Source organism: Providencia sp. PROV208 (assembly GCF_028479465.1).
In the GTDB taxonomy this organism is placed as follows: Bacteria; Pseudomonadota; Gammaproteobacteria; order Enterobacterales; family Enterobacteriaceae; genus Providencia; species Providencia alcalifaciens.
On the sequence record NZ_JAMPNS010000014.1, the window covers coordinates 1 to 11,535 of the forward strand.

13 protein-coding genes, 1 tRNA gene and 2 pseudogenes are annotated in these 11,535 nt (G+C 39.1%); 10 read left to right on the forward strand and 6 right to left on the reverse strand.

Annotated features, from left to right (window positions below; genetic code table 11):
• The first annotated feature begins 153 nt into the window (after positions 1-153).
• Positions 154-393 carry a hypothetical protein gene (locus PR766_RS11370; RefSeq protein WP_154636535.1) on the forward strand — a complete coding sequence of 80 codons (240 nt, stop codon included), beginning with the start codon at positions 154-156 and terminating at the stop codon, positions 391-393.
• 86 nt (positions 394-479) lie between these two features.
• Here PR766_RS11370 and PR766_RS11375 read toward each other — a convergent pair whose 3' ends face one another.
• The 4 genes from PR766_RS11375 to PR766_RS11390 all read right to left on the reverse strand — a co-directional run bounded on the left by PR766_RS11375 (position 480) and on the right by PR766_RS11390 (position 4,060).
• Positions 480-1,046, reverse strand: coding sequence for a hypothetical protein (locus tag PR766_RS11375; protein ID WP_008911109.1), 567 nt, complete (start codon positions 1,044-1,046; stop codon positions 480-482).
• Between the two features lie 287 nt (positions 1,047-1,333).
• On the reverse strand, positions 1,334-1,747 hold the full coding sequence (locus PR766_RS11380; protein ID WP_154636536.1) for a hypothetical protein: 414 nt from the start codon (positions 1,745-1,747) through the stop codon (positions 1,334-1,336).
• A 745-nt stretch (positions 1,748-2,492) separates the two neighbouring features.
• Positions 2,493-3,290, reverse strand: a complete 798-nt coding sequence (locus PR766_RS11385) for a hypothetical protein (RefSeq protein ID WP_154636537.1) — start codon at positions 3,288-3,290, stop codon at positions 2,493-2,495.
• Positions 3,291-3,778: 488 nt separating this feature from the next.
• Positions 3,779-4,060 (reverse strand): DinI-like family protein, encoded by a 282-nt coding sequence (locus PR766_RS11390; RefSeq protein WP_154636538.1) that lies wholly within the window; start codon positions 4,058-4,060, stop codon positions 3,779-3,781.
• 787 nt (positions 4,061-4,847) lie between these two features.
• On the opposite strand from PR766_RS11390, the gene PR766_RS11395 reads away from it, so the two are divergent.
• From PR766_RS11395 to PR766_RS11420, 6 genes and pseudogenes are all read left to right on the forward strand, one after another.
• Complete coding sequence (locus PR766_RS11395) at positions 4,848-5,081, forward strand: hypothetical protein (RefSeq protein WP_036979450.1); 234 nt, start codon at positions 4,848-4,850, stop codon at positions 5,079-5,081.
• 263 nt (positions 5,082-5,344) lie between these two features.
• On the forward strand, positions 5,345-5,557 hold the full coding sequence (cspE, locus tag PR766_RS11400) for a transcription antiterminator/RNA stability regulator CspE (protein WP_036979449.1): 213 nt from the start codon (positions 5,345-5,347) through the stop codon (positions 5,555-5,557).
• Positions 5,514-5,687 (forward strand): annotated as a pseudogene (gene ymcF / locus PR766_RS11405) (cold shock small protein YmcF); the annotation flags it as partial. The gene cspE and the pseudogene ymcF, both read left to right, overlap by 44 nt.
• A 508-nt stretch (positions 5,688-6,195) precedes the next feature.
• Positions 6,196-6,273 (forward strand) — tRNA-OTHER (locus tag PR766_RS11410).
• Between the two features lie 60 nt (positions 6,274-6,333).
• Positions 6,334-6,744 (forward strand): phosphate-starvation-inducible protein PsiE, encoded by a 411-nt coding sequence (psiE, locus tag PR766_RS11415; RefSeq protein WP_036975563.1) that lies wholly within the window; start codon positions 6,334-6,336, stop codon positions 6,742-6,744.
• Between the two features lie 173 nt (positions 6,745-6,917).
• The gene (locus PR766_RS11420) at positions 6,918-7,124 is read left to right on the forward strand and encodes a DUF2767 family protein (RefSeq protein ID WP_036975566.1); all 207 of its coding nucleotides are present in this window, start codon (positions 6,918-6,920) and stop codon (positions 7,122-7,124) included.
• Positions 7,125-7,416: 292 nt separating this feature from the next.
• Here PR766_RS11420 and PR766_RS11425 read toward each other — a convergent pair whose 3' ends face one another.
• Entirely contained in the window at positions 7,417-8,052 is a 636-nt protein-coding gene (locus PR766_RS11425) for a CatA-like O-acetyltransferase, family 1 (protein ID WP_154636539.1), read from the reverse strand.
• Positions 8,053-8,351: 299 nt separating this feature from the next.
• A pseudogene (arsH, locus tag PR766_RS11430) lies at positions 8,352-9,040 on the reverse strand (arsenical resistance protein ArsH).
• Positions 9,041-9,125: 85 nt separating this feature from the next.
• Here arsH and PR766_RS11435 point away from each other — a divergent pair.
• From PR766_RS11435 to arsC, 3 genes are read left to right on the forward strand one after another with little or no spacing between them, the layout of a single operon-like run.
• Positions 9,126-9,446 carry a transcriptional regulator gene (locus PR766_RS11435; RefSeq protein WP_154636540.1) on the forward strand — a complete coding sequence of 107 codons (321 nt, stop codon included), beginning with the start codon at positions 9,126-9,128 and terminating at the stop codon, positions 9,444-9,446.
• Between the two features lie 44 nt (positions 9,447-9,490).
• Positions 9,491-10,780: an arsenic transporter gene (locus PR766_RS11440; protein WP_154636541.1), complete on the forward strand. Its 1,290-nt coding sequence runs from the start codon at positions 9,491-9,493 to the stop codon at positions 10,778-10,780.
• A gap of 12 nt (positions 10,781-10,792) precedes the next feature.
• Entirely contained in the window at positions 10,793-11,218 is a 426-nt protein-coding gene (gene arsC, locus PR766_RS11445; protein ID WP_004911718.1) for a glutaredoxin-dependent arsenate reductase, read from the forward strand.
• Positions 11,219-11,535 lie beyond the last annotated feature (317 nt).

Sequence of the window (11,535 nt, forward strand, 5' to 3'; positions counted from 1 at the left end):
ATTAAGGTGCACCAGTGTATTAGCACAGACTTGATCTGAAGGTTTTCACTGGCAGCACACAATCAAATCTGACAGTCTGCTTTGAGCGAAAAGCGGACGTTGGCAGCTATTGTTGATCTCGCGATGTTTTTTTTAAAATAGAATGCCGAATGTATGCCGAATAAAATCAGCTCTTTTCAGGCGGCCAAATTCAGTGTGCCACTTCAGTTCAATGAAGAGGAACTTCCGTATACTCTTTACGAAGTTAATGCATCATGGCGCCATCGTTCAGAAGGAAAAACGGAGAAACGCTGTTTTCTTTATTCCTGGGCAAATGACACTGAAAACGATTACCGTCGTTACATTCGAGTATTTGATGAATGTGAAAAAAATCTGATGCAATTAGTAAGTTAAAGAAAAAACACGACATTAACTAATTAACGCCCATAAAATAAGCGCCTCTACGGGCGCTTTTCTTTATGAGAGAGGTACTTAATTTATCACCCCCGGAGGATCCTGTTCAGGAAATACCTTTTAACTTCAGGTTTAAGGAGAGAACTGAACTCCCACGCAAGTGCATAGCCTTCATCACCGCCTGCTTCATTTTCGAAACCACAAGTCTGGAAATAGCTGACGTGATTATCCAATAGGTAGTCATGCACCTCGACAAAAAAATCCTCGAAATTTACATCGTAATAACACTCTGACAGGCGTTGTGACTCCATGTGACGCGCCCGCTTTGTCTGACCGTTTTCGGCGCAGAACACACCATCGAGATAGCTTATAGCGCTTTTTTCAATGCTTTTGAGCTGAGCTTCCGTTGTGCTTTGCTGGCACTGAAAAGCGCAGAACAGGTAGAAATTAGGGTTGTTGGTGCCGTATGAGCGGGATGTTAAATCGCCCATCGTAATTCCTACTTTCGCAAAGCCGAGGTCTCGGCTGTCAGCACCCACGTAAAACCATTTGTTGGGAGACTCAAAGTTCAACTTATCACGTTCCATGACTGCTGCCATTTTATAGTCGTCATCAGGAATTTGCAGGTCGTACATCTGTTGTGGCTTTTTCATGGTTCCCTCTATGCATTGTTGTTTGAAGTCTAATCAAAGTAAAAAACTGCCTGATATAACAAAATTTAAATCAGCGCAGGAAGGTGCCAACGATCACCAGATCGTCACCGGGTTTGCGCGCCAGCCAGATGTAACCCTGGCGGTCGAAGCGCTCTCAGATTTGCTCAAAGGTCTGGCCAGGTGGCTGGGCGCACTGGTTATGTCAAACCGACGGGCCATGAACTGGCCCGGGAAGTCTATGGGATTATCGTAGACCGTCCAGAGTTCAAGATTTGTCGATGTGTCAGTTACCATTCTGCTTCAAACTCGCCTTCACGCAGTTCGCACTTGCCCTCAATAATTTCCCACGCATGAGTCATGCCCATATTCATCAACTCAATGGTACGCTCGCGGTCATCGGAATAAGCGCCAACAAATATGACGTATTCCAGTTTAGGTTCTCCAAATTCAGGCGAGCAGCCGAAATCATGGAAAGCAGCTTGCCATTGAGTACCTTCTTTATCTAGCATATGGAAAAGTTGCATAGGGCGTTCACCTGGTTCGAACTCAATAAAGCTCGCTGAACCAGCCGGGGAAGTGAGCACCCGAACATGGCCATCAAAAAAATAATTGCGGGCGCTTCTCAATCCTTCCACATAAAACAACCGGCCATCTGATAGTTGTTTCAAAACCAGATACACTTCACGTCGCTGAATACTCATTATTATTCCTGTGGTTATGGGCATTGAAGGATATTAAGTATATCCATGCGAAAACCTGGGAGAAAGCAAAAGAGGTATAGCCTGCAGAAGAAATTTTCATTTATTTGACCGATGCCCCGATCTCGATCATTTTGGCCACAACCTTGTCCAGTTTCTCGTTACCCAGCGTCAACGTCGCCAAGTATTGGCGCCAGGGCGATCACATCCACGTCATTATTGCGGGTAGGCAAGAGTGTTTACGTGAGCCGTCCGGCAGGTCGTGTCGTGGAGTGACACTACAAAATGCATTGATGCGGAAACATCTGACAGAACAATCGAAAACTTGACCTGCTCCCTTATTGTTTGATTCAGGGTAAATTAAGCAACTTCCGCTCCCGGCAAAGAGCGGGCGAATTCATCGAGCATAAAGTCCGCTGTGAGCGAAAAGCGGAAGTTCTAGCATAACTAATGAAGACATGACTAACATTGACACATGTTGATCTACTGGGAACTGATTATCTAGCTAATCACCACCTAATACACACTCCAAGATACAACCTATGTGCCTTAAGAAAGCCCCCGATAAACAGAGTTCGATTACACAATGCAGACGTCATTTCTATATCGCTATAAGAGTACTAAAATTCTGGCAATTATCCAGATAAGCCTCATGCTGTCTGAATGTGTTAGGCCAGTATAATTCGGGAAAACTTCTAAAACTGTGACCAATTTTTGTAGACCACTTCATACCACCTTAAAATAAATATTAGTATTTACCTTTAAAGCATGTGGCAATAAATTGTGTTTTTCCATCATTGGATATTTCTGAGTGCAGCACATCAATTTCATGCTTAATCATAAAATCAGAAATATCTTCAGTACAAAAAAAACTCTTCCAATTAGATATTCTTGATATGTTTTTTTCAAAAGCAATTGCATCTATATCTGCATTTTCAAGGGTTAGTAATTTTTTGTCTGTGGTATTAAAACTCAGCATGTAAGTATTAACTGGGTTATCCATCGTATGTTTTACACCCATATATTTAACATTCCAACTCTTTGAATTTATAATTTTCTTTGGGATATATTCATCTAGCCAGATATTAATTTTATCCACTTCACCCTTAGTTATTTCCTCATTGTGAATAAAATCGCTTTTATTAAAAAAATATGTTTTTAATGTTCTTCCGTCAACAACATCTCTGATTGTTAGTATATTGTTTGCCATAGAGAAAAATACCTGAGGTTCAGCCAGATCAGCACCATACCAACGAGCATTCGGTAGATTTTCATCGAAGAAGCTTAGTCTTGATAATGACTCTTTTCTGCACAGATATGAAAATGATTTGCCATCTTGGTTTCTTATATATTTAATTCTATTAATATTATTTGAAACCGAGGTCGAATGCATTGTATCAATATCTCTATCATAGACGACAGATAATCCTGCTTTGCAAATTTCTGATAGTGAGAATAATTCTTGATTTCCTGCTGAAATCGCATTTTGAATGAATGAAACACTCAAAGATAAGACTGTGAATAAAATAAGATTATTGGTTTTCATTGTGTTCGCCATGATTTTTACTAAAATTAGTGTATTAGTAATTATGAAGTTTGATAATTCTAGCTATTTGATAGTTATTCATATCGCTATAAAAATACCAGAAAATAAAATTATTAATTGCTATATTTAGCCCATAAATTACCTTCAAATTAATGAGTTAATTTACATCATTAGAGATAGAATCACTAACGAGCAATATTTCACCAATCATTCTATTGGTAGAGTTCGCCCTTTTCCGTGAACTATTTTGCGGCTTCAAGTTTAAATTTTTCTGAATATTGTTTGCTGCCCACATAGCGTATGCGTTAGATTTCAACTTTACACCACGAATCTTTCTGGGAGATGGTTTAATTCTAGTGTTCCATAGTATTCGTGATGTCCGCTTTTGGCACAAAGCTGCCTGTCAGATTAGGTTTAGATCTGTACCGTAGCTGTATCAGGTTAAATCTGAGCTAATACAGCCAGCTCGAGTGGTTGGCGCACTCTGATCATTTATCGAAATACTCCACTTCCTCGGTTTCTTTCATTTCAGGCATCCAATCCCCATCATTCCATATTTCTTCCAGCGTTTCTTCGATGTAGGTTTTCTTTTCGTTCTTTCCAAGACCATCAATAGATACATTAGTTTGAGAACTCCAGTTGATATCGATGTTTAAATCGGGATATTTGGGACTCAATCTTTTTGTTATTTCATTTTTCAATGCATCGAAAGTCCCCATGGGTAACTTGCCTTTCATACTTGCAGCGAAGCGAACTTTAATAGTAACCATCGTACATTCTCCTTACATAAAATACTGTATATAAAAACAGCTAAATAATAACTGTGATTATATACAGTAAAATGTTAATGGAGGTCAAGAAATAAGGTAAAATTTATCTTATGGCTAAGAAAACGACTTCCCCAAAACCATTTAAAGAATATCGTTAAATCAAGAGGTTAAATGATAGTTGAAAATGACATAAAACTAAGAGGTAATGCCATTTAAATAATTATGAATCAATAAGTTAAGTTATTATTAAGCGCATGAATAAAATATAAATATAGAATTTATTTTCTAAAAATAAGATTAGCTAAAAGTAAAAAGATAATAAAAAATTGTTATCAATTGTATGTATAGTGAGTAAGCATTTTAATTATTAGAGTTTTTTAAATAAAACACCTCCTAACTTAATGTTTTTATTTATAAAATTATTAATTAAGTTAATGTATAGATAGTATGTTATAGTACATTAAATAATCATACCTCATTGCTATAAAGCAAATCTTGCTTTCGCAAGCTTTTATCTAACAAATAGATGCGGTATCCAAGGGAAGTAATTCCTAAGGGACTACCTATGAATTTATCTACATTGTACCGAAACATTTTATCACTTGCAGGAAATGCTTTAATAATAGTTGTATTACTGTTAGCTGCATTTTCACTTGTATACTGGATGTAAAACTATTCTGCAGATCACGGAAATAAAAGGTATTTAGCCTCTGAAAACAGTGGTTTAAAATCATCGATGATGGGGATTGTTAGTGTGCTTCCTCTGGTATAGCTTAATGGAGAAAAAATGAACTATTACATTCAGACAATGATGGAACCACAGGGTAGTTATAAAATGCATAAGATTGGATGTAAGAATATGCCTATAGCTGTAAATAGATTTTATCTGGGTAACTTTTTAAATGCTATGCAAGCAATTAAAATGGCTAAAAAATCAGGTTATGAAGTTGTAAAAATATGCTCTAGCTGTATAAATAGTGGTATAACGTATTCAAATAAATCGCTAAATATGGCTTTTTAATCTGCATTTATACTATCAATAGTAAGCTCTTCTGACAAAAGAGTGAAATATAAAATTTGCTATTATTGTGTTTGTGTGGCCTAATGGTTTAAGTGGTTTGGAAGTACAGGCCTATTTATGCTAGTCAGTTTAAAGTCGTTCACCATTTAGCGTTATCTAAGATACCCTTCATTGCGAATTCCTTCTAATTAATTCCCATAAGTAAAAATAAAAAACAAACCTAATATGCCTTATGGCAAACTTAAAAAATTAAAGGAAATTCTATGTCTAATACAATGACTGGTTCAGTAAAATGGTTTAACGACGATAAAGGTTTTGGTTTCATTACTCCAGCTGATGGCTCTAAAGATGTATTTGTCCATTTCTCTGCAATTCAGAGTGATAACTTCAAATCTTTAATTGAAGGTCAGCAAGTTTCATTCACCATTGAAAATGGTGCAAAAGGTCCTGCTGCAGGACAAGTGGTGGCGCTTTAAAAACACTATAAAAGTCTATCTGTACTTTAAATGTCCTTGCTGTAGTGGATCTCAATATAGAACCTCACAGTTTGATATTTCAGTAAATAATCCACATGGCGCTAAATGCATTTTTTGCAAAAGCTCTATGAAAGCAAAAGTTTGCTGATTAATATTTCGATAGCACTTAAAACCTCGTTACAACGAGGTTTTTTTATTTAAATCGTATTTATTTAAATGGATGTGTTAAGGTTAAGAAATAATCATACCTCATTGCTATGAATAGCAAATCTTGCATCCGCAAGCTTTTATCTAAAAATAAATGTGGTATCCAAGGGATATTTACCCAAGGTATACTAATGAAAAAGCAAACAGTTCAGTGTTTAGTTGTAACTATTTATAAGAACATACTCATTTTGGCTGTGTTAACTATAGCGGTCCTTGGTGCAATTTATTTCTTTGATACGCCATCATTAAATAAGCTTGGTAATGGGTATGTGTTTTCTAACAATTAACTCATAAGGTGTATTCTGTGAACTGGTTTCCTCTTTATCGACGTATTGTTATATATTCAGGAAATATATTTGTAGTAATTATATTAGTAGGGATATTAATTTTGATTACTTCATATGTAGTTAATTTATTTAAATGATTTTTTCCCACCATTAACTCAACTGGAAGAGTATTTAGCCTTATTAACTCTAAGAGTCGAGGTTCGATGCCTCGATGGTGGTCCATTTCCTTAATTAAGGATATTACTATTTAATATCAAAGGATTAATATCCTGTGGGTGTATCATGTCAGGACTAAGTCAATCCAAATTGATTTGTAGAATATTACAGTGGATTAGTAGTGCCGCATTACTTTTACTTGCTGTTATATTAATAGCCTTTTTAATAAAAGAAACTGTTGTATTAGCAGGGTTATTATTTACAGCTAATGATTCCATATCAATTTATTTATTAGTAGATGGTCTTATTGTTTATTTTTTATACTTTGAGTTCATTGCATTGATTATTAAATATTTTCAATCTAACTATCATTTTCCATTACAGTATTTTATCTATATTGCAATTACTGCAGTAATTAGGTTAATAGTAGTTGAGCATAAAGATCCACAACTCTTTATTATTTACTCTATATCAATATTAGTACTTATTTTTGCTCTATATGTTTCTAATGCTGATAGGTTAAAGCCCAAAGAATGATTTTTTATAAAATAATTAATAAACTAAAAATCAGAAAATGTTTGAATATGAAAAATATTAAATGAATTCATTGAGTTTTTTACAGAAAAATTAATTATAGTAAAACTATACAAATCTTATCTGGGAATTACGTTAACTAAGTGATACTGTTGAGAGAATACTCAGAGGTGATTATGGATACGGAAAAAGATGTAATTTATATGCGAATATGCCAAGTAGTTGGTCGGGCTGTTATGTTGCTAAATGAGTCAAAGCATAACATTACTGGAGAGCGCATATCTGCGATCTTAAAAGAGCAAAAAGAAAGTGAGCAAGAGAAACAAATGATAACCATATATGCCATTGCAATTGATTTAATGGATTCTAGACGAACGAATTAATTTCTATATATTATCAATGACTTAAAAACCTCTATTTTTGCTATGTAAAAGATAGAATATTAATGATAATGTCATAAATATCAGATGATTAATATAGCTATATACTGCTGCGTCATGGGAAATGATGCGAAGCGATATCTGATCCCCTTAACACAAAATAATGTTGTTCTAAAAAAGTTATAATAAGGTACTTATTCAGAGTAAACCTTTAAGTTTTGGTATCCATCAGCTTTGTGCCAGAAGCAGTCATCGCAAAATGATTACTCATAAATTTTTCAAGTAACAGTTACTTTCATTCAATATAAAGTAAATCAGGGTTGTCGAAGTTATCTTCAATACACGCAAAAAAACGGCTCGCATGAAGACCGTCAACGAAAGCATGGTTGAATTTACACGCCACTGGAACGACTCCATCTTTCAGTTGCCCCCACGTCAGCGTCGGAACAGCGGCTCCAAAATGGAACTCTGCATGAGTTATAGAATCAAAGTGCAACCAGGGAAGGCAGCTGGCACAGAAGAAATCTTCATTTTGAACAATCATTGGACCAGCCTTGGCATTTTTAACCTCTTCTATTTTTCCGTTGATTTGTGATCTGAAATCGGTGAAAAGAGGAGTTGATTCGCACATTACCTGTCGAAATCCTTCATCTTTAGTCATTATTGGCGTCATGACATTAATGTCATTATATTCAATGACCTCATTACCTAGCGTTCTTTGCTTTAATTGGGGGATCGAATTTGCGGCACGAAGAATTGAAAAAAGGCAAAGTTGAAAAAAAGATTCACCTCTCTCTTTAGAAAAGTCATATAATTTTTGTGCTTTTACAGATATGCATACATTAAAGCATGAGTTATCAAATTTTCTATAGAAATTATAATGGTCAGTACGACTCCAGCTTTCTTTATCTATTATTTTATATCCGCTCATATTTATCTATTATTTATAATTATTTTCCTCAATGCATTATAGTCATTTTTCTGTACTGGTATATCAATTTTTAACAGCTCATTTATTTCCTAAAATCCATTCTTAGTATAAGTATGAAAGATCAACAAAAGTGATTCGATATGCCTAATGAATAGTTAGATGGGGTAAAACCATCCAGCTTGTCATCAAAACGTCCGCACTTCGCTCACCGCAGACTTTCAGCGTCAGGAATTTAACTGCTGTGTGCCAATAGCGGACGTTATTAAGCTCAGTCAGTATGGATTCACGAAAAACATAAGTTATATTTTGTCCTGATTTACACGGGATGAAAGCTCCTGATGGCTCTCCTTTCGCTCGCTGTAACGATCTGCAAGATAATCGGTTTGTCCCTTAAGCAGCAGCGTGACTTTAAACAGCTCCTCGGCTACATCGACGATGCGGTCATACCACGAAGAAGGTTTCATTCGTCCGTTATCGTCGAACTCTTGCCATGCCTTGGCTACAGAGGACTGGTTGGGGATCGTAAACATCCGCATCCAGCGACCCAGAATACGCATCTGGTTCACAGCATTGAAGGACTGTGAACCGCCGCAGACCTGCATTACTGCAAGTGTTTTGCCCTGCGAAGGACGAACCGCGCCTTCACTTAAGGGTATCCAGTCAATCTGCGCCTTCATAACTGCGCTCATAGCACCGTGCCGTTCCGGAGAACTCCACACCATCCCGTCACACCATCTGACCAGACCGCGCAGCTCGGTGACTTTAGGATGCGTATCTGGCGCATCATCCGGCAGGGGTAAACCTGAGGGGTTAAAGAGTTTTACCTCTGCGCCCATCGCTGTCAGCAGACGACCAGCTTCTTCCGCAGCAAAGCGGCTGTAGGAGCTGAGCCATATAGGATCAGAATCCGCGGCGGCTCGTGCATGTGCAGGCGCTCGGCGATGTGTTGATCAAAGTATTCACTATTTAGAGCTGGAAAATGTTCCATTTTTCTACTCCGGAGATATCGGATGATTTCAAATTTAACACATATGATTTACCATATGTATATTCTAAAGGGAACGGAGTGAAAAATGCTACAACCTGTTCAGCTTTTCAAAATCCTGTCGGATGAAACCCGGCTCGCCATCGTCATGATTCTTCAGGAGTCGGGAGAACTATGCGTCTGTGATATCTGCACAACCATTTCCGAATCACAGCCCAAAGTCTCGCGACATATGGCTATTCTTCGCGAGGCTGGGTTGGTTCTAGATCGTCGTGAAGGCAAATGGATCCACTATCGTCTGTCACCCCACATACCGGCATGGGCAGCTGAGACAATCACAACGTCCTGGCAGTGTATGCGAGAGGATGTGCGTGAATGGCTGGATAAATCAGCCTGCACCTCCTGTTAAGAAAAGAAAACACATGTACATAATCATATATAACGGAGTCTGAGATGCTTTTGGCAGGGAGTATATTTTTACTGACGCTGATACTAGTGATCTGGCAACCCAGAGGCTTGAGCATTGGCTGGAGTGCGAGTATCGGGGCTATGCTGGCGCTGGTAACTGGTGTCATCCATATCACTGATATTCCGGTTGTCTGGAATATCGTCTGGAACGCGACAGCGGCATTTATTGCGGTTATTATCATCAGCCTGCTGCTCGATGAGGCCGGCTTCTTTGAGTGGACCGCACTGCACGTCTCCCGCTTGGGTAACGGGCGTGGTCGCCTGCTGTTTACCTGGATAGTGTTGCTCGGTGCCGCTGTCGCTGCTTTGTTCGCCAATGACGGCGCCGCGCTGATCCTGACACCAATTGTGATTGCAATGCTGCTTGCAATGAGATTCAGCAAGAGCACAACACTAGCCTTTGTGATGGCCGCAGGATTTATAGCAGATACGGCCAGCCTACCGCTCATTGTTTCTAACCTGGTGAATATCGTCTCGGCGGACTTTTTCGATCTGGGCTTTACGCAGTATGCCTCCGTTATGATCCCCGTAGATGTGGCAGCGATTGCGGCCACGCTGGTCATGCTGCATCTCTTCTTCCGCAGGGACATTCCGGCGACGTATGACGTTTCGCTGCTGAAGACTCCTGCCAGTGTGATAAAAGATCCGGCAACGTTCAGGGTGGGCTGGATTGTCCTGTTATTGCTGCTTGTAGGTTTCTTTGTTTTGGAGCCTATGGGGATCCCGGTCAGCGCGATAGCGACTACTGGCGCAGCAGTACTGTTTATAGTGGCGAAAAGAGGTCATGCCATCAACACCGGAAAAGTCCTGCGCGGTGCGCCATGGCAGATCGTTATTTTTTCGCTGGGCATGTACCTGGTGGTTTATGGGCTCCGCAATGCAGGGTTAACGGAGTATCTGTCTGGTGTACTAAACCTGCTGGCAGAAAAGGGATTATGGGCAGCAACGTTTGGCACCGGCTTCCTGACCGCGCTCCTGTCGTCGATGATGAACAATATGCCGACAGTGCTGATTGGTGCGCTGTCGATTGATGGTAGTACGGCGACTGGCGTCGTCAAAGAGGCGATGATTTATGCCAACGTGATCGGCTGCGACTTAGGCCCGAAAATCACCCCGATTGGCAGTCTGGCAACCCTGCTTTGGCTGCATGTGCTTGCCCAGAAAAATATAACGATTACCTGGGGATATTACTTCCGCACCGGTATTATCATGACTCTTCCGGTGCTGTTTGTCACTTTGGCCGCGCTGGCGTTGCGGCTCTCCATCACTTTGTAATGAGATACAGATATGAGCAACATTACCATCTATCACAACCCTGCCTGCGGTACTTCTCGCAACACGCTGGAGATGATCCGTAACAGCGGCAACGAACCAACGATAATTTATTATCTCGATACGCCACCGACCCGTGATGAGCTGATTAAACTTATTTCAGATATGGGAATTACGGTGCGTGAATTACTGCGTAAGAATATTGACCCTTATGAACATCTGGGTCTTGATGAAGAGAAATTTAGTGATGAGCAGTTGATTGATTTTATGCTTCAACATCCGATCCTGATTAATCGGCCGGTAGTCGTTACGCCGCTTGGCACTCGGCTTTGCCGCCCTTCAGAAATAGTGTTGGATATTCTACCGGAAGGTCAGAAAGGAGCGTTTACCAAAGAGGATGGCGAGAAGGTCATTGACGAAACGGGGAAGCGGGTTAAGTAATCTGCCCACTTCAAAATATCGGACGCCTGTTCCGCTATGCGGGCGTCCGCTTTTCGCTCAAACCAGACAGTCGAGTTTAGCTGTCTAATTAAAGCAAAGATAATTTAAGAGATTAGAAAAGACGATTATTGTGGTGGGTTAATCGTGTTAAAATCGATTAATTTCCACTCAATGTTTGAGAGATAACAGTTATCAAAACTAAATTAATCATTTATGTTATCAATGACTTAAAACACCCTGTTTTTATCATGAAAAAGATAAAATATTGATGGTAATATGATAAATATCAGATGGTTATGTTTAATGTATCTATATAC

Coding starts and splice junctions, on each gene's coding strand:
- PR766_RS11370 (WP_154636535.1), top strand. CDS start 154: ATGCCGAATAAAATCAGCTCTTTTCAGGCGGCCAAATTCAGTGTGCCA.
- PR766_RS11375 (WP_008911109.1), bottom strand. CDS start 1,046: ATGAAAAAGCCACAACAGATGTACGACCTGCAAATTCCTGATGACGAC.
- PR766_RS11380 (WP_154636536.1), bottom strand. CDS start 1,747: ATGAGTATTCAGCGACGTGAAGTGTATCTGGTTTTGAAACAACTATCA.
- PR766_RS11385 (WP_154636537.1), bottom strand. CDS start 3,290: ATGAAAACCAATAATCTTATTTTATTCACAGTCTTATCTTTGAGTGTT.
- PR766_RS11390 (WP_154636538.1), bottom strand. CDS start 4,060: ATGGTTACTATTAAAGTTCGCTTCGCTGCAAGTATGAAAGGCAAGTTA.
- PR766_RS11395 (WP_036979450.1), top strand. CDS start 4,848: ATGAACTATTACATTCAGACAATGATGGAACCACAGGGTAGTTATAAA.
- cspE (WP_036979449.1), top strand. CDS start 5,345: ATGTCTAATACAATGACTGGTTCAGTAAAATGGTTTAACGACGATAAA.
- psiE (WP_036975563.1), top strand. CDS start 6,334: ATGTCAGGACTAAGTCAATCCAAATTGATTTGTAGAATATTACAGTGG.
- PR766_RS11420 (WP_036975566.1), top strand. CDS start 6,918: ATGGATACGGAAAAAGATGTAATTTATATGCGAATATGCCAAGTAGTT.
- PR766_RS11425 (WP_154636539.1), bottom strand. CDS start 8,052: ATGAGCGGATATAAAATAATAGATAAAGAAAGCTGGAGTCGTACTGAC.
- PR766_RS11435 (WP_154636540.1), top strand. CDS start 9,126: ATGCTACAACCTGTTCAGCTTTTCAAAATCCTGTCGGATGAAACCCGG.
- PR766_RS11440 (WP_154636541.1), top strand. CDS start 9,491: ATGCTTTTGGCAGGGAGTATATTTTTACTGACGCTGATACTAGTGATC.
- arsC (WP_004911718.1), top strand. CDS start 10,793: ATGAGCAACATTACCATCTATCACAACCCTGCCTGCGGTACTTCTCGC.